General features: G+C 72.3%; 19 protein-coding genes. 12 read left to right on the top strand and 7 right to left on the bottom strand.

Annotation, left to right across the window (positions count from 1 at the left end):
- Positions 1–46: 46 nt before the first annotated feature.
- Positions 47–1,129 carry an NAD-dependent epimerase/dehydratase family protein gene (locus AB0K25_RS03275; protein WP_219465707.1) on the bottom strand — a complete coding sequence of 361 codons (1,083 nt, stop codon included), beginning with the start codon at positions 1,127–1,129 and terminating at the stop codon, positions 47–49.
- Positions 1,130–1,313: 184 nt separating this feature from the next.
- Positions 1,314–2,021, bottom strand: coding sequence for a hypothetical protein (locus AB0K25_RS03270; RefSeq protein WP_255597824.1), 708 nt, complete (start codon positions 2,019–2,021; stop codon positions 1,314–1,316).
- A 502-nt stretch (positions 2,022–2,523) separates the two neighbouring features.
- Between AB0K25_RS03270 and AB0K25_RS03265 the strand changes: the two genes are divergently transcribed.
- Genes AB0K25_RS03265 through AB0K25_RS03250 form a run of 4 tightly spaced genes read left to right on the top strand, consistent with a single transcriptional unit; the run spans position 2,524 to position 6,296 of the window.
- Positions 2,524–4,932 (top strand): nitrate- and nitrite sensing domain-containing protein, encoded by a 2,409-nt coding sequence (locus AB0K25_RS03265; protein WP_363818095.1) that lies wholly within the window; start codon positions 2,524–2,526, stop codon positions 4,930–4,932.
- Complete coding sequence (locus AB0K25_RS03260; protein ID WP_208565426.1) at positions 4,929–5,360, top strand: roadblock/LC7 domain-containing protein; 432 nt, start codon at positions 4,929–4,931, stop codon at positions 5,358–5,360. Before AB0K25_RS03265 ends, AB0K25_RS03260 begins: the two co-directional genes overlap by 4 nt.
- Entirely contained in the window at positions 5,357–5,722 is a 366-nt protein-coding gene (locus tag AB0K25_RS03255; protein ID WP_208565425.1) for a DUF742 domain-containing protein, read from the top strand. Before AB0K25_RS03260 ends, AB0K25_RS03255 begins: the two co-directional genes overlap by 4 nt.
- A gap of 19 nt (positions 5,723–5,741) precedes the next feature.
- Positions 5,742–6,296 (top strand): ATP/GTP-binding protein, encoded by a 555-nt coding sequence (locus AB0K25_RS03250; protein ID WP_308290972.1) that lies wholly within the window; start codon positions 5,742–5,744, stop codon positions 6,294–6,296.
- Positions 6,297–6,423: 127 nt separating this feature from the next.
- Here AB0K25_RS03250 and AB0K25_RS03245 read toward each other — a convergent pair whose 3' ends face one another.
- From AB0K25_RS03245 to AB0K25_RS03235, 3 genes are all read right to left on the bottom strand, one after another.
- Positions 6,424–7,830, bottom strand: coding sequence for a tryptophanase (locus tag AB0K25_RS03245; protein ID WP_308290971.1), 1,407 nt, complete (start codon positions 7,828–7,830; stop codon positions 6,424–6,426).
- Positions 7,831–7,848: 18 nt separating this feature from the next.
- Entirely contained in the window at positions 7,849–8,988 is a 1,140-nt protein-coding gene (locus AB0K25_RS03240; protein ID WP_219465705.1) for a tryptophan dimethylallyltransferase family protein, read from the bottom strand.
- Positions 8,989–9,311: 323 nt separating this feature from the next.
- Positions 9,312–10,847 carry a hypothetical protein gene (locus AB0K25_RS03235; protein ID WP_219465703.1) on the bottom strand — a complete coding sequence of 512 codons (1,536 nt, stop codon included), beginning with the start codon at positions 10,845–10,847 and terminating at the stop codon, positions 9,312–9,314.
- A gap of 312 nt (positions 10,848–11,159) precedes the next feature.
- Here AB0K25_RS03235 and AB0K25_RS03230 point away from each other — a divergent pair, with 312 nt between their 5' ends.
- Positions 11,160–11,876: a hypothetical protein gene (locus tag AB0K25_RS03230; RefSeq protein WP_363818085.1), complete on the top strand. Its 717-nt coding sequence runs from the start codon at positions 11,160–11,162 to the stop codon at positions 11,874–11,876.
- Here AB0K25_RS03230 and AB0K25_RS03225 read toward each other — a convergent pair.
- Positions 11,866–15,429: a protein kinase gene (locus AB0K25_RS03225; RefSeq protein ID WP_363818082.1), complete on the bottom strand. Its 3,564-nt coding sequence runs from the start codon at positions 15,427–15,429 to the stop codon at positions 11,866–11,868. The two genes, AB0K25_RS03230 and AB0K25_RS03225, sit on opposite strands and share 11 nt — an antisense overlap.
- A gap of 94 nt (positions 15,430–15,523) precedes the next feature.
- On the opposite strand from AB0K25_RS03225, the gene AB0K25_RS03220 reads away from it, so the two are divergent.
- A complete protein-coding gene (locus AB0K25_RS03220) occupies positions 15,524–16,210 on the top strand; it encodes an SAVMC3_10250 family protein (RefSeq protein ID WP_219465691.1) in 687 nt (228 codons plus the stop codon).
- A 14-nt stretch (positions 16,211–16,224) separates the two neighbouring features.
- Positions 16,225–17,607 (top strand): FHA domain-containing serine/threonine-protein kinase, encoded by a 1,383-nt coding sequence (locus AB0K25_RS03215; protein ID WP_357532905.1) that lies wholly within the window; start codon positions 16,225–16,227, stop codon positions 17,605–17,607.
- Between the two features lie 49 nt (positions 17,608–17,656).
- Here the strand turns inward: AB0K25_RS03215 and AB0K25_RS03210 are convergent, their stop codons facing one another.
- Complete coding sequence (locus AB0K25_RS03210) at positions 17,657–18,217, bottom strand: carboxymuconolactone decarboxylase family protein (RefSeq protein ID WP_219465685.1); 561 nt, start codon at positions 18,215–18,217, stop codon at positions 17,657–17,659.
- Between the two features lie 234 nt (positions 18,218–18,451).
- Here AB0K25_RS03210 and AB0K25_RS03205 point away from each other — a divergent pair, with 234 nt between their 5' ends.
- The 5 genes from AB0K25_RS03205 (at position 18,452) to AB0K25_RS03185 (ending at position 23,210) form a co-directional block, all read left to right on the top strand.
- A complete protein-coding gene (locus AB0K25_RS03205) occupies positions 18,452–19,303 on the top strand; it encodes a siderophore-interacting protein (protein ID WP_219465683.1) in 852 nt (283 codons plus the stop codon).
- A 64-nt stretch (positions 19,304–19,367) separates the two neighbouring features.
- A complete protein-coding gene (locus AB0K25_RS03200; protein WP_363818077.1) occupies positions 19,368–20,306 on the top strand; it encodes an iron-siderophore ABC transporter substrate-binding protein in 939 nt (312 codons plus the stop codon).
- A complete protein-coding gene (locus tag AB0K25_RS03195) occupies positions 20,303–21,352 on the top strand; it encodes an iron chelate uptake ABC transporter family permease subunit (RefSeq protein WP_255597821.1) in 1,050 nt (349 codons plus the stop codon). The genes AB0K25_RS03200 and AB0K25_RS03195 overlap by 4 nt, the downstream gene beginning before the upstream one ends.
- Complete coding sequence (locus AB0K25_RS03190; RefSeq protein WP_219465671.1) at positions 21,349–22,416, top strand: iron chelate uptake ABC transporter family permease subunit; 1,068 nt, start codon at positions 21,349–21,351, stop codon at positions 22,414–22,416. The genes AB0K25_RS03195 and AB0K25_RS03190 overlap by 4 nt, the downstream gene beginning before the upstream one ends.
- A complete protein-coding gene (locus AB0K25_RS03185) occupies positions 22,413–23,210 on the top strand; it encodes an ABC transporter ATP-binding protein (protein WP_219470567.1) in 798 nt (265 codons plus the stop codon). Before AB0K25_RS03190 ends, AB0K25_RS03185 begins: the two co-directional genes overlap by 4 nt.
- Positions 23,211–23,256: the final 46 nt, after the last annotated feature.

Raw genomic sequence — 23,256 nt, 5'->3', positions numbered from 1 at the left:
ACGTGCACGAGTGGGTCGGGCCGGTGGAGGGGCGGGGCGTCGCCGGTCAGTAGGGGTCGCCCTGGCCGGGGGCCCGACCCCGGAGCAGGCCGGCGGGGCGGCCGGGCAGGTCGGCGTCGCCGGACATCGGCGGGCCGGCGGTGTGCGCGCCGTGGGCCATCCCGGCGAACAGTTCCTTCAGCGCGGTCACCGCGTCGATCCGTGGCTGCCAGCCGAGTTCGGTCTCGGCCCGGGCGCTGGACATCAGCGGTGCGTTGAGCCCCAGTTCGACCCAGCCGGCATCCACCGGTTGCAGCCGCAGCCGCCAGGTCAGCGCGGCGGCGGTACGCAGCACCGGGGCGGCCACCGGCACCGTCCAGCCCTGGAAGTGCCGGGCCACCAGCTCCGGGGTCAGCACCGGGTCCGCGGCGACGTTGAACGCGCCGCGGGCCTCACCGAGGACCGCCCGGGCGTACGCGTCGGCCACGTCGTCGGCGTGCACCGCCTGCATCCGCAGCCGACGGTTGGCCGGTACGAGCGGAATCCGCCCGTACCGCAGCAGCCGCACCGGGGCCAGCGGCCCGAGGAAGTACCTGGTGATCTCGGTGCCCGCGTCCCGTTGGAAGATCAGCCCGGGGCGCAGCCGGACCACCCTCAGCTGCGGGTGTGCGGCCTCGACGGTGTCCAGCATCGCCTCGACCTCGGCCTTGTCCCGGCTGTACGAGGAGCCGGGCACCCCGGTAGCCGGCCACCGCTCGCTGATCGGGTGGTCCTTCGGGCCGGGCGCGTAGGTGCCGACCGACGAGGCGTACACCAGGGCGGGCACCCCGGCCCGGACGACGGCCTCGGTCACCGCGCGGCTGCCGCCGACGTTGGTCCGGTGCAGGGTGCGTTGGTCGTGGCTGGGTTGGATCTGCCAGGCCAGGTGCACGACGGCATCGGCCTGCGTGAAGATCGCGGTGAGCTGGTCGACCGCGCCCGGCGCCCCGACGTCGCAGGAGTGCCAGCGCATCCCGGCGTAGGGTGCCCCGGCGTCCGGGCCGGGCAGCCGGCGGGCGACGCCGACCAGGTCCAGCCCCGGTTCCCGGCCCAGCCGGCGCAGCACCGCCGTGCCCACGTTGCCACTGGCCCCCACGATCACGATCCGCATACCGGCTGCGGTACCCGCTGCACCCGACTCCAACCCCGCACCGCATCGCCGACCCCGAGGCCAGACCGACCCCGTGGCCAGACCGAGCCGGCCGTGGCCGCCGGCGAGGGGCGGCGTCCGGTCGACCGGACGCCGCCCCTCGCCGTGCCGGACGGCCCCGCCGGCACCGTCTCCCGATCGCGGGTCAGCCGCCGGCCGGGGTACGGGCCGGGCCGTTGTCGACCAGCCGGAACGTGCTCCGCAGCGGCGCGTCGCCCAACTCCTCCAGGATCAGCCCACGGCTCGGCGAGAACTGGAGGAACGCCGAGTTGTTGCTGATCGCGTACGCGCCCTTGCCCGCGCTCGCGATGGTGAACAGCTGGGCCGACTTACGGGGGTTGCAGGCCGCCCCCTCGACGGTGAGCGACCCGCCGTTGGCCGGGTTGACCACCTGCCAGCAGGCCGGGTCGTCGCTGGCGGGGTGGTTGTCGCGCTTGCCGTACGACTTGATCAGGTATTTGCCGGCACCGGCCGGCGTCGGCACGAACAACTGGCGTCCGCTGTCGTCGTCGACCTCGACCAGCGCGCCGCCGTCCAGGGACACCCCGGACTCGGTCGACTGCACGCGGACGATGGTGACCTCCCGCTTGCCCGACAGCACCGGGGCCGGGCCGGCCGTGGCCGCCGGCTTCCCGGTGGGCTTGGACGGCGCCGGGGTCGGCGGGGACGTCGCCGGGTCGGCGGGCAGCGCCGTGCCGCTGGGCGTCGCGGCAGCGGACGGCGTGCCGGTGCTCGACGGCGTGGCGCTGCCCGACGCGGCCCCGGTGGGCGTGGCGGTGGTGTCCCCGCAGGCCATCAGCGCCCCGGAGCACACCAGCAGCGCCATCCCGGTAATCCACTTCACCTTCGCCATGCCGTGCTCCTCCACCCGGCCCCGCGGTCGTTCGCGGGGGTCGTCCACCTGAGCTTCCCGCCAGCGGTGATCGCACCGCGGCACACACTGGACGCCGGTGACCGTCCGCCGGTTTCGCGGTGTCCGGAGAAATTCGGCGGGGTGCTCCGGCCGGGCGTTCCCGGCGGGCTTCCGCCCCGCTGCCGTGACACACGTCACGTCATTCGGGTGGGCGTGATCGACCACGGCTCATACCGAATGTCTGACCAGTACGAATGGCGCGACCATCCACAGTCGCCGGATTGTGGCCCGGTGCCTGACCGGATAGACGGTAGGGTTGGCACACATCGGCGTCGACCAGTGGCGCAGGACCGCTGGTGTCTATGGCTTGACCAGGATTGGATACGACGACTTGGCGCACAAACAGGCCGACCGCGAAGACCCGCGCCGCGCCTCAGACGATCAGGCCCCCCCGACGACATCGGGTCGGCGTGCCGGTCGACCGCAGTCAATCAAACGACGCGTGATCAGGCTGGTGCTCATTCCCAGCGTCGTCGCCCTGGTCGTCTGGCTCGTCGCCTCCGGCTATCTCATCTTCCAGGGCTTCTACAACCGTCAGGTCGCCAACAGCGTCCGGCAGGTGTCGATCCCGGCGGTGTCCGCGTTGTCGTCGATCCAGCAGGAACGGCGGCTGAGCGTCAGCTACCTGACCCAGCCGTCGCGGGACCTGAGCAGGCTCATCGAGCAGCGGCAGCAGACCGACCAGCTGCTGGCGGCCCTGCGCCCCGCCGCCGACTCGGCGCTGGCCAGCGCCCCGGACTCGATCGTGACGCGGTGGGAGACGCTGGCCGGTCTGTTGGACGAAATGGCCAGCGTACGGAGCACCATCGATTCCCGGTCCGCCAACGGGACGGGTGTCTACGATTTCTACAACCGGCTGCTCGACGCCGCGACCGGCCTCTTCGACACGCAGGCGAGAATCGTCCCGGACGTCATCGCCGCCCAGGGTGGCATCGCCGCGACCGAGGCGTTCCGGGCCAGTGACCTGATGTCGCGGGCCGGTTCCACCATTGACGGTGCTTTCGGTGCGCGCACCCTCAGCCCGGAGGACCATCTCGACTTCACCAACCTGGTGGGGGCCTATCACGCCGGCCTCACCAACGTGGCGCCACACCTGGAACCGCAGGCCCGCCGACGCTATGCCGAGATCACCGCGAGCGACTCCTGGAAGCAACTCGTCGCGGCGGAAAAGGCGCTGGTCAGCAATGGGCCCTGGCGTTCCGGGGCGCCCCGCGCGCTGTCGTTCAACCGGGCCCAGTGGGAAACCCTCACCCGACAGGTCTCCGACGATCTGATCAATCTGACCGTGGTGCAGGCCGACACCGTGTCGGCCCGGACGCTGCGTACCGGCAACACCCAGCTCCTGACCGCTTCCCTGGGCAGTCTGATCGCGTTGCTCGTCGTCATCGCCGCGATCATCTGGGCGGTCCGCCAGTCGCAGATCCTGGTGGACCGGGCGCTGTCGGTCCGCCTGGCCCAGCTGGGCCGGGACGCCGAGTCGGTGGTCGACAAGCAGCTACCGGCCATGATGGAGCGGCTACGCCGGCGGGAGAAGGTCGACCTGGCGGCCGAGTTGCCCCTGCAGGATTACGGCAGTGACGAGATCGGTCGGGTCGCCGAGGTGATCAACCGCTCGTTGCAGGCGGCGGCGGGCGCTGCCGTCGACGAGGCGAAGACCCGGGCGGCCGGCATCGCGATGCTGATGGGTGTCGCGCGCCGTCCGCAACGCCCGCTGCAACGCGGTCTGAAGGTCATCGAGGATCTGCAGAACCGGATCGGTGACGAGAAGCTGCTGGCGGAGCTGTTCGACATCAACCACCAGCTCACCCAGACCCGCCGTTTCCTGGAGAACCTCGTCATCCTGGCCGGCGGCCAGATCGGTCGCCGCTTCCAGAACCCGGTGCCGGTCCGGCGGGTGCTGTTGGCGGCCTTCGCGGAGGCCCAGCAGTACCAGCGCATCACGTTGCGCAGCGCACCCGACGTGGCGGTGGTGGGGCCGGCGGTCGCCGGCACCGTCCACCTGGTGGCCGAGTTGCTGGACAACGCGTTGGCGTTCTCCCCGCCGGAGACCACGGTCTGGGTCACCTGCATCGAGGTCAAGCGCGGCATCGCGGTGGAGATCGAGGACGCCGGTGTGGGTATGCGGGCGGACGCGCTGGAACGGGCGAACGAGCTGTTGGCCACCGCGCCGACCCCGGACGTGACGGCGCTCAAGGACGGCGCGCAGGTCGGTCTGCACGTGGTGGCGGAACTGGCCAAGCGGGACGGCGTCCAGGTGAGCCTGCGCGCTTCGGCGTACGGGGGTCTGCTGGCGATCGTGCTGCTGCCCGACCGGGTGATCGCCACCGACCCGTTCCCCGCCGACCTGGACCGCACCGACCCGGGCGTCCTGCCGCTCGGCACGGTCGCCACGGCGATGTCGCGTCCCGGCGTCGGTGCGGTGCTGCCGGTCGGCGGTGGCCGGCGTGAGCTGCACCCCGCCGCCGGGGCCCGGCCCGCCGCCATGGTGGCCACGGCGGCGGGTGGGTCGGTGCAGGCACCGGCCGATCCTGCCGGGGGCCGGCAGCCTGACCGCATCGGGGGCACCATGACCGACGTTCCGGCGCAGCGTGGTGCGGTCCGCAGTGGTGCGTCCGGCCCCCAGGTCGCCGACCGGCCGCCCCTGCCGCACCGACGGCCGCAGCAGCATCTCGCTCCCGAGCTGCGCGAGGAGGGCCTGCCCGCACCGGCGTCCGAGGCGGCCCCGGCTGCCGTGCGGTCACCCGAGGAGGCCAGGGACCGGTTCACCAGATACCAGCGGGCCTGGGCCGCTGGTCGGGCGGCGAAAAACGGAGATCCAGCCAGCAGAGACGACCAAGGCAGGAAAGTATGACCCACTCGGCACCGCAGAACGATCTGACCTGGATCCTGGACGATCTGGTAGAGGTCCCTGACGTTGTCTACGCGGTTGTCCTGTCCACCGACGGGCTGATCGTGCAGAAGTCCACGTCGCTCCCGCAGGACGCCGGGGAACTGCTGGCGGCCGGCGCGTCGTCCCTGCACAGCATCGCCGCGGGGATGGGCCGACGGTTCGACAGCGGCCCGGTCCAGCAGGTCATCATCGAGTACGAGGGACGGACGCTGTTCGTCGCCGCCGCCGGCCAGAACGCCCGGTTGGCGGTGCTCTGTGAGCAGTCCGTCGACATGGGCACCGTCGCGTACGAGATGAGTCGCCTGGTGACCCGGATCGGCGACTACCTCGGCTCCGAGGCCCGCCTCGACGGCGTGATGCTCGCCGACCGACCCGGACTGAAATCGTGACCCACGACGTGTGGGACGGCGACGACGAGGCGGAGGCCGGCCGGCTCGTGCCGCTCTACATCCTCGTCAACGGGCGGACGAGTCCCCGTAACACCAGCCTCGACCTGGCCACCCAGGTGATCGCCCTGCCGGCCGACCAGACCCGGCTGGAGCAGGAATACCGGGAGATCCTCCAGCAGTGCACCGGTTGGATCTCCATTGCCGAGATCGGCGCCTACCTGCACCGTCCGCTCACCATCACCAAGGTGATGGTCGACGTGCTCCACGAGCAGGGCTTTCTGGATATCGGCTCGCCGGCACAGGAAAAGATCGCCGACCGGTGGCTGCTGGAGACGGTACTCGCCGGCCTCCAGCGGATCTAGACAAGAGGGACTGATACACGTGGATCGGAAATCGGTGAAGGTCGTCGTGGCGGGTGGCTTCGGCACCGGCAAGACGACCCTGGTCGGATCGGTCAGCGAGATTCCGCCACTGGTCACCGAGGAGGTCCTCACCCAGGCCAGCATCGGTGTCGACGACATCACCGGTGTCGAGGGCAAGACCAGCACCACTGTCGCGTTGGACTTCGGTCGGATCACCATCAGCAACGACGTGGTGCTCTACCTGTTCGGCACCCCGGGGCAGGACCGGTTCTGGTTCATCTGGGACGAGCTGGCGCAGGGTGCGGTGGGGGCGATCGTGCTGGTCGACACCCGCCGGCTCGGCACCAGCTTCCCGGCGGTCGACTACTTCGAGCGCCGGGGTATCCCCTTCGTCGCCGCCGTCAACCGCTTCTACGGTGAGTGTCCCTACACCGAGGAGGAGATCCGCGCCGCGCTGGAGTTGGACGAGACCGTGCCGCTGCTGTGGTGTGACGCGCGGGACCGGGCCTCCAGCAAGCAGGCGTTGATCGAGTTGGTGCGGCACGCCCTGACCCGGTTGCCCGCCACGGCCTGAGCGGCGGGCGGCGGCCTCCGACCCACCTGAGCGGCGACCCACGACTGTGGTGCCGCCAGGCAGGGCGGTGGTGCACGCCGGCCCGGGCCGTGGGGCCCGGGCCGGAGCCGCAGCGTCGCGGGTGTGGTCAGTCGGCGCTGCCCGCCGCCGTCAGCGGCGTCAACCGCACCTTGAAGTGACGCAGCAGGGGTGGTGACGAGACCACCCGGTAGCCGGGGACCCGCCCGGGTTCCTTGGCGATGTCGGCGAGTACGGCGGCCACGTACTCGAGGTGGGTGTCGGTGTAGACCCGGCGTGGGATGGCCAGGCGCACCAGCTCGAAGGGGGCCGGGGTGACCAGCCGGTGCCGGTCGTCCATCCCGCCGAGGTAGAGCGAGCCCAGTTCGGCGCAGCGGATGCCCCCGTCGAGGTAGAGCTGGCAGCCGAGGGCGTGGCCGGGGAACTCGTGCGGCGACAGGTGCGGCAGCAGCCGGCCGGCGTTGAGGTAGAGGGCGTGGATGCCCGCCGGTTGGACGGTGTCCACCCCGGCTTCGTTGATCAGCTGGGCCATTCGGGCGGTGGAGGCGGCCCGGGCCCGCAGGTAGCCGGGGTCGACCACCTCGCGTAGCCCCTGGGCGAGCCGTTCGAGGTCGTGGCCGGCCAGCCCGCCGTAGGTGGAGAAGCCCTCGGTGGCGATCAGGTTGGCCTCGCACCGGGCGTGCAGGTCGTCGTCGCGTAGCCCGATGAGCCCGCCGATGGCCGACAGGCCGTCCTTCTTGAGGCTCACCACGCAGCCGTCGGCGAGCCCGAAGGCGTGGGTGGCGATCTGTCGTGGCGTCCAGTCCTGGTAGCCCGGCTCGCGCTGCCCGACCAGCCAGGCGTTCTCGGCGAACCGGGCCGCGTCCAGGAAGAACGGCACCCGGTGGCGGCGGCACAGGTCCCGCACGGCGGTGAGGTTGGCCATCGACACCGGTTGCGCGCCGAGACCGTTGTTGGTGATGGTCATCAGGACCAGGCCGACCCGGTCGCGTTCCGGCCCGGTGAGGGTACGTTCCAACGCGTCGAGGTCGATGTCGCCCTTGAACGGTGCCGGGCTGTCGAGGTCGAACGCGGCCGGGCAGGGGAGGTCCCGGGGTTCCGCCCCGGCCAGCTTGACGTTGGCGTGGGTGGTGTCGAAGTGGGTGTTGCTGAGGCAGAGCTGGCCGGGCTTGAGCAGGCCGCTGAAGAGCACGCGTTCGCCGGCCCGGCCCTGGTGCACGGGGAGGATGTGCGGATAGCCGGTGAGGTCGTGGACCTCGTCGCGGAACCGGAACCAGGAGCGTGCCCCGGCGTACGACTCGTCGCCGAGCGCGGCGGCGGCCTCCTGCGCCGCCGAGGTGGCCCCGGTGCCGGAGTCGGACAGCAGGTCGACGGTGATCTGGTCGGCGCGCAGGTTGAACGGGTTGTATCCCGCCTCCGCGAGGGCCGCCCGCCGCTCCTGCGGGCTGAGGAAGGGGATCGGCTCGACCACCTTGATCCGGTACGGGGGCAACATCTGGTGCAGGTCCACGACCACGGTTCGCTCCTTGGGGGATCAGGGGTGTCGAGCGCCGGCCCGGCCGGTGGGGGTCGCCAGTGCCACGAGGTCCACGGTCGACGGTCGGCGTACCGGGGGACTCACCTGGTACGCCTCGGCGGACAGGTAGACGGTCACCCCCGGGCGGGGGGCGCCCAACCGCAACGACAGGTGCGGGATCAGCCCGACCCCGTCGCGTAGCGGCCGGCGGGCCACTGCGGCGAGCGCCCGGTCCAGCACCGTGCGGTCGAACCCGTAGCGGTCCAGCACCGCCACCACCCGGTCGTACGCCTCCTCGTCGTCCCGGACGTAGCCCCGGATCGGCACGTAGAGGCTGTAGCCGACGGGCCGGTCGACCCCCTCGACCAGGGTGTAGCTGCCGACCAGCGGGAGACCGGCGAACCGGGTCCGGCCGCCCCCGGCCAGTGCGGCGAACTCGGCGAGGTTGGTCGCGTCCACGTCGTGGACCACGCCGGCCGCCCGGACGACGTCGGACACCTCGGCGTCGTGGTGGGTCAGGTAGAGCTTGACCCGGGCCTGGGCACCGTCGTGCAGGTCGAGGGCGAAGAACGTCAGCCGGTCCCGGTGACCCAGTTCGCCCGGCCGAATGCCGTGGTCGAGCATCGCCCGGTAGGACCGGCCCAGGCCGAGTCGGTGCAGGGCCTCGGAGACCAGGCCCGGTGCCCGGTCGACCCCGCGGAGTTCCGGATTGAGGTAGACCTTGAACTCGGGGCGTCGTCCGTTGCGGAAGACCAGTGAGCACCAGAGGGCGAAGACACCCTGCGGGTCGTACGTGGCGAACAGGTCGCGTACCGAATCCAGCCGGGTGGTGGAGAGTCCGGCGCGGTGCGCCTGCCGGTCGAGGAACCGCCGGGTGGCGAACATGTTGGTCAACCGGCCGGGTGGCGTTCCCAGCGTCTCGCCGAGAATCCGCACCGTGGGCGGTTCGGTGCCGCTGAAAGCGATGGAGAACTCCACCGGAGTGTGATCGTCGGCGATGTTGGACGGCCAACGCGGCGGGGCCGACAACGGCTGCGGGCCGGCGGGCCCGAGCAGGCTTTCCAGCAGTTCCAGCGGTTCTGCCGCATTGATTCCGCTGGCCTCGCACAAACGCCTCAGCTGGTCGCTCAGACGATCGGAAAGGGACACCTCGTCCATCGATTCTCTCTCCTGATCATGCCGGCGACCAAAAGAGACCTTAGGAAGCGTTTATCAAGAAGGTCAAGATTGATCACAACTTGCAATGACATAACAGGATCGAGACTGGCAAATCACCCTGAACAATTACCCAGAGTCGCGTACAGGATACGTCACGCGTAGTTGCCGTCCGACGGGGGGTCATCGGCCGGGGTCGAACCCGTCGGGGTGCCCGAAAAGACGTCGGGCCGACGCCAGGTGGCGTCGGCCCGACATCGGGGCACGGCGACAGGGTCGCCCTCCGGTTTCCGGCAGGACCCGGGCCGGGGCGGTCCGTCCGACCGTCAGTCAGCGACCACGGTCAGGGTCAACGGACCGCCGGGAAGCGGGGTGCCGGCATTGTTCGGATAGCCCCACGAACTCGAGTTTCCGGCCTGGTCGTCCAGCGTGAACCCGATCGTGTACCGGCCCGGTTCCAACCGGCCGGTCGACACCGCCAGGTGGAGAAGACCGGTGCCGTCGTCGTGCTGCCCCCCGTACATGCCGCCCCGCGAAGCTCCGGTGCTGTCGTAGATCGTCGCGCTGGTCGACGAGATCGGAGCGAACTCGTCGACCTCGATCGTGACGTCGAAGCCGAGGCCCCAGGCGTCCGCGGTCTCCTGGGACGTCCAGGTCGCCTTGGGCAGCTTCGCCGAGAGCACCACCGGCGCCTTCTCGTCCGGCACCCGGGTGACGGTGAGGTCGAGTTCGGGAGCAGCGTAGGTGGTGCCGTAGAACGCGACGTTACCCGCGCCGTCGGTCAGCTTGATCCCGTCGATCCGGCAGGAGCTGGCCCAGCCCGCCGGCACCCGGATCTCCACCGAGACCACGCCGTTCTCACCCACGGTCGGGGTGTGTGACAGCTGGGAGCACCAGGACAGGTCCACGTCGACGGCGGTCAGGCCACCAACCGCACCGTGCGGCGTGAAGCTGAGCGACGTCGTCGCCTGCCCCCGCCAGTTGTTCACCTGCGCCGGGACGAGCGCGAAGCCCGACGCGCTGACCACGTCGTTGCGGCTGACCTGGATCGGCTCGGGCCCCTGCGGCGAGGTGTCCGTCCGGGTGTTGCCCCAACTGTCGGTCAGGTCGAGCCGGGCCACCCGCCACGTGCCGGACGGTGAACCGGCCGGCACGACGATCGAGACGGGGCAGAACGCCCAGGTCGGCTCATAGACCGTCTCGCCGTTGCACGACCACTGCGAACCGCTCTGGACGAGCTGGAACGTGGAGGTCAGCCGGGCACCTCCCGGGCCGGCGAGCGTGAGCTTGCCCTTCCTGAAGGCGGACTCGTCCACGACCTGCACCCGGTAGCGCAACGTCACCCCGGAACCGTCATCGTAGAAGCCGCTCGGCTGACCGAAGTCGAAGGAGAGTTGCTCCGCCACCGGACCCTGGGAGTCGACGAGCTGGGTCACCGCCAACGCCGCCGGGCCCGGGTCGCGCACCGTACGGGCATGGGCGACGTCGTCGGCGATGGTCACCTTGGTCACCCGCCAGACCGTCTCGGCCGCGACGGAGTAACGCGGCACCACGAACTCGTAGACGTAGGTGGACTGCTGGGCCGTTCCGGTGCCCCCGACCTGCGTACGACCCCCGAGCAGGTCGTAGGAGACCGTGTGGGGTTGGCCGACCTGCTCGTCTCCGGCGAACTGGCGCAGCTCGACCGCGCCGTTGACGCGCTGGGCCCTGGCCGCCCGGTCGGTGATCGTCCACGTCAGGTCGACCACGGCGTAGTCCTGGGTGACGTCGACCTGCGGCCGGTCGAAGGCGATCGACGTGATCTCCAGGACGGGCCCGGCGGCCGTTGCCGCCCCGCCCGCAGTGGTGATCGACAGGGCCACCGCGGCAGCTGCCACGGTGGCGGAAAGCGCGCGAAGGCGCCAAGACATCATCTGCTCTCCCCGTGCAAAAGAGATCCCTCGATGGATCACTGCTGACAATAGCCAGGCCACACCATCCAGAAAGGACCGGGCGCACCCGTCGACCCGCGTTGATCCCGCTCGGGTCGACGATCCGCCGCGGCGCCCGGCGGGCGGGCGGGCGGCTCACCGCGTACCCCGGTCGGCGTCCGGGCGACAGCGCCGAACACATTCATGTGCGACACTGTCCGTCACGGTGCGAAACCTGTCACACACCCAACGGAAGGGCAGGCGATGGCCACCGCTGCGGCACCATCAGTGCTGATCGGCGCGGTCGTGCGCGTCATGCGGGACCTGGCGGTCCACCCGCTCGCCCTGGAGGTCGACAGCACCGGGGCACGCGTGCTGACCACCATGCACGCGAGCGCGCTGCGGACCCGCAGCCGGGGCCCGTACCGTCAGGACGACCTGCCGCCCGAGGCCCTGGCGATGATCGACTGGCTCAGCCTGCGCCTGTCCGTCGATCCCCAGCGGGTCGACGTCACCATCGAGGGCGGCGGACCCTGGCCCCGCCTGCTGCTGGAGTTGCCCGCCAAGCGGGTCACCGTACGGTTCGTGGTGCCCGAGGACGTCCCACCCGTATACCAGCCGGACTCCAACAACGTCGGGTTGTCGGTGGACATCAAGATCGCCCTGGAGTTCCTCGCCGGTTCCCTGCGCGCCCTGGGCGGTCGGCTACGCGGCGAGCCACCGATCACCCTGACGCTGAGCTACCCCGACGATCCCCACTACGAACGCAACACCGCCGGCCTGCCGCAGGAGTTCCGGGATCTCGTCCCGCCGGTCGTGGCGGACCTCGCGGTCGACCGCAGCCGGTTCTCCCGCAAGCAGCGGGCCGCCCACGACGACGCGCTGCGCGCGGCGGCGTACGACGACCAGCTGATGGAGCCCGTGGCGGGCGGTGGGCTCAGCACCCGGCTCGGCTCGGCCCGGTTGCGGGTCAGCCCGTGAAGTCGTAGTCCCAGTCCAGCTCCCACCGCCGGATCGCCGGTCGGTCGTCCATCGACACCAGGCTCCGGCCGTCCGCCGTGAACGCCACGGACGTCACCGGCTCCGGATGACCGTCGCACGTGTGCACGCGCCGCCCCGTCCGCACGTCCCAGATGCGCAGCGTACGGTCCGCGTCGGCGGTCACCGCGTGCCGCCCGTCCGGGCTGACGTCGAACACGTCCGCCTCGGAGGCGAGTTCGCACAGCACCCGCCCGGTCGCCGGCTCCCACACCGACACCACCCGCCCGTACGACCCGTCGTACGCGGGGACGAGCCCGACCCGTCCGTCCCGGCTCACCGCCACGGCGTCGCCCCGGCTCGGCAGGACGTACCGTTGGCGGCCGGTGTGCACGTCCCACGCGGTCAGTTCCCTCGCCGAGTTGACCAGGAGCTGCCAGCCGTCCGGGGTGAACCGCAGCGTCGTCCGTCCGAACCCGACGGGGACCGTGAGCACCGGGCTGCCGGTGCCCGTACGCCACAGCCGGCACGTCCGGTCCTCCGCGCCGGCCGACGCGGCGTACCGACCGTCGTCGCTGAGTCGGACCGCCCCCACCGGCCCCTGGTGCGCCACCATCGTGCGGCTCAGGTGGAACCGGTACAGGCTCCACAGGCACAGGTTCCCCTCGGCGTCACCGACGATCGCGTACCGCCCCGCACCGTCCAGGGCGACCGCCCGCACCACCCCGTGGTCGCCGTGCAGCTCCGCCTGCCGCCGGCCGGCCGTCAGGTCCCACAGGTGGGCGGTCCCGGCCCAGTCCGCGCTGACCGCGAGCCGGGCATCGGCGGAGAGCACGAGGGTGTGCGTCTTGCCCACCCGCTCCGCGAAGGTGTGCCGTTGCTGGCCGGTCGGCAGCTCCCACACCCGGATCAGGCCGTCGGCGCCACCCGTCACCGCCAGCTCCCCGTCGACACTGAGCGCCGGCTCCAGCCCGGCCACGAAGGTGAAGTTGCCGCCGCGCAGTTCGTAGCGCTGCCAGATGCCCAGGGGTGCGGCCCGCCCGCCCGCCGTCCGCCCCAACCGCTCCCACCGGTCCCGCAGCTCCGGGTGACGCTCGAACCCGACCAGGTCGCGGGCGGCCCGTAGCTGCCCGGCGGCGTCGGCCGTCCGGCCCTCCCGGACGAGCGCCTCCGCCCGGGCGATCCGTTGCCGGACCTGCTCCTCGGCCGCCAGCACCGCCCGCGCCGCCAGGGGCCGCTCGTAGCTCCACGGCGCCCGCAGGTCGGGGCGGGGCAACCGGTGGACGTGCAGCCCCCCGTACTCGTCCCCGACCACGACCAGCGTGCCGTCGCCGCTGATCGCCACACAGGTGAGCGAGAGCAGACCGACCAGCTCCGGTGGCAGCCCGTCGGTACGCGTGGCGACGGTACGCAGGCACCGACCGGAATCCGTCTCCCAGATCCGTGCCGGTTGGTTGGCACTGCCGAACCCGATGGAGGCCGCCCGTTCGCCGTCGCCGCTGAGCACGATCGTCGAGTGCCGGTTCAGGGTGCTCGGCACCGGACCCCGAACCCGGTTAGGTCGGGTCTCCCACAGGTGCGCCACCCGTGTCTGGTGCCCGATCAGCAGGGCGTATCTGCCGGACCCGCCCAACGCAACCTGGTTTACCCCGGTCATCCGCATGTCGGCGGACTTGACCAGGCGGTGCAGCCACCGTCCGGTGTCGACCTCCCAGACCACCACACTGCCGTCCGGGGGCGCCGCCGACACCGCGACCGCGCCGTCCTCGCTCAGGCCCAGCACGGTGACCGCCGCGGGGCTCTCCTGGATCTCCGGCAGGATCCGGCCCGCCGCGTCCAGGTTCTGGTGGGTGCTCGGCGGGTGCTCCAGGGTGCGCCGCAGCCGCCCGTCAGCCGTGTCCCGTACCTCGATCCGACCGTTGTCGTACCCGATGGCGGCCGTGCCCGAGGCGGTGAGCGCCAGTGCGGTCACCGCCGCCCGCTGGTCGGACGGCACCCGGACGCACCTGTCCCGCGCCAGGTCCCAGCACTCGACCGGGCCCCCCTTGCGGGCGACGAGCGCGGCCCGGCCGTCCCGGTCGACCGTCAGGGCCGTGACCTCGGCACCGGTTGAGTCCGCACCGAGTTCGGTGCCCACCGGCTGCCCGGTCAGCGACCACGTCCGGAGGCTGCCGTCCCTGCCGCCGGTGACCGCCACCCGACCGTTCCCGTCGACGGCGACGGCGGTCACCCGGCCCCGGTGGCCGGACAACCGCGGCGACCCGGGCTGCGTCCCGCGCCGGGCCAGGGCGGCGGTCACCTCGGTGATCTCGGGGCCGGCGGGCGCGGCGGCCAGCAGCGGCCGGGCCGCCGCATCGTCACCCCGTTCGGCGTGTACGAACCCCAGCAGATGGTCGGCCCGCCAGTTCTCCCCGGCGATCTCCCGTGCCGCCAGCAGCTCCGCCAGCACCTGTTCGTCGGTGATCCGGCCCTGCCGCCACCGGTACAGCGCCCAGTTGTAGACCGCACCAGGATGGTGCGGGTCGGTGTCGACGGCGGAGCGCCACAGCTGTTCCGACTCCGCCGGCCGGTCGAGGTCGAGTAGCGAGAGCGCCTGGTTGGACAGGCTGCCGGCGAGCAGGCCCGCCGCCGACGGCCGCACCCGTGGATAGCGGACGCCCAGCACGTCCGCGTACACCCCGGCGACCTCGGTGGCCAGGTCGGCGAGGCGGCGGGGGCGGGTCGACGGGTCGACGTCGAAGCACCGCCGGAGCAGGTCGACGATCCCCGGCGGCATCGGCTGCGCCGCAGGCCAGGTCTCCCCCGCCGCCAGGTATTCGGCGAAGGTCTCCCGTGCCGCCTGACCGTAACGGCAGGGACGGTGACCGGCGAACGTCTCCCACACGCACAGCGCCCACGACCAGACGTCGGTGGCCCGGGTGAGGGTCACCCGCGCACCGGCCGCCGCCTCGGCCTGCTCGGGTGAGCAGTAGGCGGGGGTCATGCCGCCGAAACTCGCACCCAGGCTGACGTCCGCTGCGGCACCGGTGGCCCCGTCCACGGCGGCGCGGGCACCGGCCAGCCCGAAGTCGGTGACCTTCGCCGTCCAGGCGCCGTCGAGGCCGACCATGATGTTCGCGGGTTTGACGTCCTGGTGGATGAGGCCCTGCTGGTGGGCGTGGTCGATGCCCCACGCCGACTGCACCGCGAGGTCGAGCGCCCGGGCGAGGAACCCGCCGTCCGGCTCCTCGTGCAGTCGCCCGGCCCGGACCACCTGGTCCAACGATCCACCGGCGACCCACTCGGCGAACACGCAGGGCAGCCCGTCGACCCGGCGCACGTACGCGCAGCTGACCACGTGGGGGTGCAGGCCCAGCCCGACCCAGGTGCCCGCCTCGGCTTCGAAGCGGGCACGCTGCGCCTCGGTGGTCAGTTGCTCGGGGCGCGGCACCTTGACGGCGAGGTCGGTGTCCCAGCCCGGGTGCCGGACCCGGTAGACCAGACCCATGCCACCGGCGAGGGGCTCGTCGAGCACTTCGTAGAGATCCAGAATCCGGTCCCCGGGACGCCACCGCATGGTTCGAGCCTGGCACCCCCCGACACACGGGACAACCATCGGTTGGTCGCGGACGGTAACCTCGGGGGTCGGGCCGCGTCGTCAGGGAGTGACCGTGAGTTTTCGTTACTACCTCTACGTCAGCGACGCCAAGGTGGACATGCTGCTGTCCCAGATCGACCCGGGTCACCAGCGCAGGCGGGCCGCCGAGTTCAGCGTGAACCTCACCGTCGTCGGGGTGAAACGCAGCGTCGAGAACCCGGGCACCGACCGGTTGGCCCGCCTGGAGCGGGTCACCCGCTACCTGGACGAGCACGCCGACGTCGGTTCCGTGGACGAGCCGGGGCAGTTCTTCCGGGGGTTGCTGCCGATGCGGTGGGGCATCGTCCCGACCACTGGTGAGCTGTCGCTCGTCTACTTCGGTGGCCGCACCGACGACACCATCGTCGGCCTCGGCGGGTCACCGTTCCACCTCGTCGGCGCGGCCCCGGCGGCCGAGTCCACCGGGCGTGGGCCCATGGGATCGTCCACGATGCCGGCGCTGCTCGCCGGGCTCGTCGACGACGAGGCCGCACCGGTGCCGGGCACTGCGCACGACGCGGCGGACGAGCCGGACGCGGCCGAGGTGGCGGCGCTGGCCTCGGTGCACCAGGCCGGCACCCGCCTGCGTGGGCCCACGCAGAACGTCGAGTTCCTCGCCAAGCGGCTGCTCCACGGGCCCAGCCCGTACCCGGAACTCGACGGGCGGCCCGGCATGACCGTGCTGCTGGGCAGCCCGCTGTACGTGGCGCTGGTCGACTGACCGGGCGGCCGGGCGTGGGCACCGACGACCCCGGGGCCGGGCGACCCGCCGGGGCGGTGCCGGTCCCCCCGCCCGTCACGGTGACCGTGCAGGCCGGGTCCACCGTCGACACGTACGTCTTCCACCGTCGCACGACGGTCGTGGTGGGGCGGGCCGCCGACTGCGGGATCCGGGTCGACGACGGGCAGCGGCTGGTCTCCCGCCGGCACTGCCAACTCGACGTCGACCCTCCCCACGTGCGGATACGCGACCTCGGCAGTCGGCACGGCACCCACCTCAACGGCCGCCCGGTCGACGGCGGGCAGCACCTGTCGGCCGGTGACGAGGTACGGGTCGGGCGCGCGACGTTACGCGTCACCCTGCCCGACGACGGGACTCGGGAAGCCGCCGCCGGACCGGAGGACACCGGGGCCACCCCCACCGGGGCCACACCGACCACCCCGGACACCGGGCCCCCCGGTCCGGAGCGGGGACGGGCCCTGCCGGCGCTGGTGACGGCTGCGGCGGTCGGGGCCCCCGGCCTCGACGACTTCACCGACCACCGGGTGCTGCGGGAGATCGGCCGGGGCGGCCACAGCGTCGTCTACCTGGCCCGCCACGAGCCGTCCGGCCGGCTCGTGGCCCTGAAGACGCTGCTCGCCGACCGGGCGGTGGACCCCGCCGCGCGGGACGCCTTCCGCCGCGAGATCGCGTGTGTCCGGGGGCTGCGGCACCGCAACGTCGTCGCCCTGCACAGCAGCGGCGCGGCCGATGCCGCCTTCTTCTTCACCTGCGAATACTGCCCGGGCGGCAGTGTCGCCGAGTTCGTGGCCCGGCGTGGTGGCCGGCTCCCGGTCGACGAGGCGCTGCCCATCACGCTCGACGCGTTGGACGCACTGGCCTACGCCCACCGGGCGGAGCTTGCGGTCGTGCTGGCCGACGGCCGGACCCAGACCGCCCACGGCCTGGTGCACCGGGACGTCACCCCGCACAATCTGCTGCTCACCACCGGGGCCGGAGGTGAGGTCGTCACCAAGGTCGCCGACTTCGGGCTGGCGAAGGCGTTCGAGAAGGCGGGCCTGTCCGGGCACACCGGGACCGGTGCGATCGGCGGCAGCCTGGCCTTCCAGCCCCGCGCCCAACTCATCGACTACCGGTACGCCCGCCCGGAGGTGGACCTGTGGGCGGTCACCGCCTGTCTGTACTGGATGCTGACGGGGACGACGCCCCGGGATTTCCCCGCCGGGGCCGACCCGGTCGCGGTGGTCCTGCGGACCCGGCCGGTGCCCGTCCGGCAGCGGGACGGGGCTGTTCCGGCGAGGCTGGCCGACGTGATCGACGAGATGCTCGTCGACCAACCCCGGGTGGCCGCGACGACGGCCGCCGCGCTCGCCGACGCGCTCCGGCAGGCCCGGTGACGGCGTGCCGCGCCGACGCCCGCCGACCTGCCGGTGCCCGCCGGGCCGGTCACTCGTGGATGACCTCCTGTTGCAGTACCCCGAGGTAGCCGTGGGCGGCGATCCGCTGCGCGCGGTCGGTGTAGAAGTCCGGGTCGTCCGGCAGGACGGTGGCCAACCCGTCGACGTAGCGGTTGAACATGCAGAACGCGGCGGCGATCAGCACGGTGTCGTGGATCTCCACGTCGGTGGCGCCCTCGGCCCGGGCGGCGGCCACCAGGTCTCCGGTGACCTCCCGACCACCGCGTTGCACCGCGCCGGCCACGTCGAGCAGCGCGCGCATCTTGGCCGACACCGGGGCGCTGTCGACGTCGTCGTGCACCTGCTGGACCAGGGGCATGCCCTCGGGGAGTTGCGCCGCCGCGTACGCCGCGTGGGCGGAGTAGCAGTAGCGGCACTCGTTGAGGCCGGACACATAGGCTGCGATGAGTTCCCTTTCGCCCCGGGTCAACGTGCCCGGTGCACACAGCAGCGCCTCGACCAGCCCGTTCAGTGGCAACGCCGTCTCCGGCCGGAAGCGGAACAGGCCACGGATTCCGGGTTCGTTGGTATTTAACGTGATGTGTGGCATGCGAGCTCCTTCGCCGACGCAATGGAAAGCCCGGACTTCCTGACCCGGACCGGCGTCAGATTGGATCATCGCCATGGTCACCGTCAATGTTCTGCGCATTCTTCCTGGTCCGGTGGCCGGATCCGGGGAACGCCCCAGCCGGGGGTGACCCGGGCACGAGCCGGGTGGGCCCTGATCACCCGCCGGGTCCGGGGCGGTGAGCTGCCCGGACGGGGCACGCTAGCCTCTGCCGGCATGTCAGCATTCGGCAACTCGCCCAACGTCCTGTTCGCGACGACCGTGACGGCGACCCGGCGACTGTCGCCCGGGTTCGTCCGGGTGACGCTCGGCGACGAGCGGTTGCGGGAGATGGCGCCGTACCAGCTCGACCAGCGCATCAAGATCATGCTGCCGGTCGACGGTGGCTATCCGACCGCGCTGCGGGCGGGGCTGCCCGAGCAGACGTGGCGACGTGAGTGGCGGTCCGTTCCCGGCGAGGTGCGCCCGAGGCTGCGCAGCTACACCGCGTACCGGACCCGGCCGGCGACGGGCGAGCTGGACCTGGACTTCTACCTGCACCAGCCGCACGGCCCGGCGAGCGGCTGGGCGGCGACGGCCCGGCCGGGCGACCGGCTGCTCCTGTCGGGCCCGCACGTGGGGGCCGGCCAACCCGGTTACGGCGTGCAGTGGGAGCCGGGGCCGGCGACCCGGGTGCTGATCGCCGCGGACGAGACGGCGTACCCGGCGGTGCGCGGCATCCTGTCCGGTCTCGGCCCGGGGGTGCGGGCGACGGTCCTGCTGGAGGCCGGCGTCGCGGCGGACGCCGCCACCCTCGACGAGGTGACCGCCGGCCACGCGGTCGAGGTCCGGTTGCGTCGCGGGGCACCGGGCGGGACGGTCCTGACCGCCATGGTGGGCGACTGGTTGGCCGAGTACGGGCCGGCGGCGGCATCGTCGGGGGCGCAGTTCTACGCCTGGACAGCTACGGAGAGTAGCAGTATTGCGCAGGTGCGCAGGCTCTTCACCGAGGCGCGCGTCGATCCTCAGCAGGTCCACACACAGGGCTATTGGCATGACCGCCCGGCCCGCGACGAGGTGGATGATTAGGTAATGCTAACCTAAAAATGTTAGTGAATAATCACTGTAAGTAGCCAGACGGGAACCTCGCACCATGCGTACGCCGACCCCTCGAACACTCCGCCGACGCCTCCTCGCCCTCACCGTCGCCTCGGCGGCGGTGCTCGCCGTGGCCGCCTGCGGCTCCGACGACTCCGAGCCGGCGGGCAGCGTCGGCGACACCAGGACCGTCGAGCACGCGCGTGGCAAGACCGCCGTGCCGAACAAGCCGACCCGGGTCGTCGTCCTCGAACCGGTCCAGCTCGACACCGCCATCGCGTTGCAGCTCACCCCGGTCGGCGCGGCCGTACTCAACGAGGCCGCCGGCGTGCCCAAGTACCTCGGCGACAAGGCCGCCGGCATCACCACCGTCGGCACCGTCCAGGAACCCAACGTGCAGAAGATCGCGGCCCTCAAGCCCGACCTGATCATCGGCACCGAATCCCGGCACTCCGCCCTCTACCAGCAGCTCACCGACGTCGCCCCGACCGTGTTCATGGCGTCCCAGGCCGACCCGTGGCAGGACAACGTGAAGTTCACCGCCACCACGCTCGGCGGCGCGGACTCCGCCGACAAGCTGCTCACCGACTTCCGGCAGCGGTGCGCGGACATCGCCAGGAAGTTCGGTACCGCCGGCAAGAGCGCGCAGCTCATCCGCCCCCGCGACGGCGTCCTCACCCTCTACGGCCCCACCTCGTTCGCGGGCAGCGCACTGGAGTGCGTCGGCTTCAAGACCCCCGAGCGCGACTGGGAGAACTCCATCTCGGTCGACGTCTCCCCGGAACGGGTGCTGGAGGCCAAGGCCGACCACGTCTTCGTCACCACCGTCGACGTCAACGACCGCAGCACCATCCCCGCCTCGGTCACCGCCAACGCCGCCACCTTCCCCCGCCTGCACCTCGTCGACCAGTCCTTCTGGATCACCGGGGTCGGCACGGTCGGTGGGCAGGCCGTCCTCGACGACCTCGAACGCATCCTCACCGCGTCGAGTTGACCGCCACCACACCCGCCCGCGCGGTACGGCCGACCACCGGCCGTGCCGCGCGTCGGCGTACCACCCGGCGGTGGCTGGTCGGGGCGGTCGTCGTACTCGTCGGGTCGGTGGTGTTGTCGGTCTTCGTGGGCGCGAACCCGGTGCCCCCGGCGGACGTCTGGGCGGCGCTGCGGGGCGCGGGCAGCGACACCGCGCAGTACGTCGTCTGGGGGCAGCGCCTCCCGCGCACCCTCGCCGGGCTACTCGTCGGAGCCGGCCTCGGGGTCGCGGGCGCGCTGATGCAGGCGTTCACCCGCAACGCGCTCGCCGAACCGGGAATCCTCGGCGTCAACGCCGGTGCCGCCGCGTTCGTCGCCGCCGGCATCGCCTTCTTCGGGATCACCTCGCCGGCCGGCTACATGTGGCTCGCCCTGCTCGGCGCGCTCCTGGTCGCCACCGCCGTGTACGCCGTCGGCGGTGCCGCCGACCTGCGGGCCACCCCCACCCGGCTGCTGGTGACCGGGGTGGCGACCGGTGCCGTGCTCGCCGGCCTGACCACCGGGATCACCCTCACCCACCCCGACACCTTCGACCGGATGCGCGGCTGGAACGCCGGCAGCCTGCTCGAACGTGACACCGCAGTGCTGCTGCCGGTGCTCCCGCTGATCGTGGCCGGGCTGCTCGCCGCGCTGGTCGCGGCCCGCAGCCTCAACGCGCTCGCGCTCGGCCCCGACCTGGCCGCCGCCCAGGGCGTCAGCCTGGTCCGGACCCGGCTGCTCGTGCTCGGTGCGGTGACCCTGCTCGCCGGTGGGGCCAGCGCCATCGCCGGCCCCATCTCGTTCGTCGGGCTCGTGGTGCCGCACCTGGTGCGTTGGGGCGTCGGCACCGACCAGCGCCGCATCCTCGCCGGGTCGCTGCTGGCCGGCGGGATGCTGGTGCTGCTGGCCGACGTGCTCGGCCGGATCGCCGTGCTGCCCAGTGAGATGCCGGTCGGCATCGTCACCGCGTTCGTCGGTGCTCCGGTGCTGATCGCGCTGGCCCGACGCCGACGGGCGACCGCGCTGTGAACCGGCCGGTCCGCCGCACCGCCGGGGGTCGCCGGCTGCTGCTCGGCACCGACCACCGGCACGTGACCGTCGGCGTACGCGAAGCCGCCGTCTGCGCCGCCGCCGCGCTCGTCGTCGCGGCGCTGGCGGTGGTCGGCCTCTGGCTGGGCGACTTCCCGCTCCGCCTCGACGAGGTGCTCGGCGTGCTCGGCGGCCGGATCGGCGGGCTGACCCGCACCGTCGTGCTGGAGTGGCGGCTGCCCCGCATCGCCGCGGCCGTCGCCTTCGGCGCGGCGCTCGGCGTCGCCGGGGCGATCTTCCAGACCATCACCCGCAACCCGCTGGCCAGCCCGGACATCATCGGCCTGGCGAACGGCTCGTTCACCGGCATGCTGACCGCCCTGCTGCTGCTCGGCGGCGGCTGGCACCTGCTGATGCTCGGCTCACTCGCCGGTGGCCTGCTGGCGGCGCTGGCGATCTACCTGCTCGCCTACCGGGACGGGCTCTCCGGGTTCCGGTTCATCGTCGTCGGGGTGGGCGTCTCCTCGATGCTCGCCGCCACCAACACCTGGCTGCTGCTGCGCGCCGACCTGGAGACGGCGCTGTTCGCCGCCGCCTGGGGCGCCGGTTCGCTCAACACGGCCACCGCCGACGTGGTCTGGCCGGCCGCCGCGATCATCCTGGTGCTGCTGGCCGTCACCCCACTGTGGGCGGCGGCCCTGGCCCAACTGGAACTGGGCGACGACGTCGCCGCCGCCAGCGGAGTCGCGGTCGACCGCAACCGCGCAGTCCTCGTGGTCATCGCGGTCGCCCTGGTCAGCGCCGTCACCACCGTCGCCGGCCCGATCTCCTTCGTCGCCCTGGCCGCCCCGCAGATCGCCCGTCGTCTCGTCCGGGCACCGGGCCTGCCACTCGCCGCCACCGCCGGGGTCGGGGCGTTGCTGCTGCTCGGCGCCGACCTGATCGCCCAACACGTGATCCCGCTGACCGTGCCGGTGGGGGTCGTCACGGTCACCCTCGGCGGCGCGTACCTGCTCTGGCTGCTCGTCCACGAGATCAGGAGGACCCGATGGTCGACCAGCTGACCGCGCGGCTGCGGGCCGAGAACGTCACCCTCCGGTACGACCAGCGGACCGTCAGCGCCGACCTGTCGTTCGCTGTGCCCGACGGCTCGTTCACCGTGCTCATCGGGCCCAACGCGTGCGGCAAGTCGACGCTCCTGCGGGCGCTGTCCGGGCTGCTCCGCCCCGCCGAGGGTCGGGTCACGCTCGACGGATCGGACCTGGTCACCCTGCCGGCGAAGGAACGCGCCCGCCGGCTGGCGCTGCTGCCGCAGACCATGACCGCGCCCGAGGGGATCACCGTCCGCGAGCTGGTCGGGCGGGGCCGCTACGCCCACCAGCGGGTGCTGCGCCGCTTCTCCCACGCCGATGAGGAGGCCGTCGAGTCGGCGCTCGACTCCACCGGCACCACCGAGCTGGCCGATCGGCGGGTCGACGAACTCTCCGGCGGGCAACGCCAACGGGCCTGGATCGCCATGGTGCTCGCCCAGGAGACACCCCTCGTCCTGCTCGACGAGCCCACCACCTACCTGGACGTGGCACACCAGATCGACGTGCTCAACGTGCTGCACCGCCTGGTCACCCGGGGACGCACCGTGGTGGCCGTGCTGCACGACCTCAACCACGCCGCCCGGTACGCCACCCACCTGGTCGCGATGCGTGACGGCCGGATCGTGGCCGAGGGGCACCCGGCGTCGACCGTCGGTGCCGGGCTCGTCGCCGAGGTGTTCGGGATGCCGAACCAGGTGGTCCCCGACCCGGTCACCGGAGCGCCCATGGTCGTACCGGCCGACACCCGGGAGCCGGCCGCCGGCTGAGCCGTCGGCTGACAGCGCCGCCGGGCTCCGGCCCGGTCCACCACCC

This window comes from Micromonospora sp. NPDC049257, from assembly GCF_040678915.1.
GTDB lineage: Bacteria > Actinomycetota > Actinomycetes > Mycobacteriales > Micromonosporaceae > Micromonospora > Micromonospora antibiotica.
This window is presented reverse-complemented; position numbering and strand designations above follow the sequence as displayed.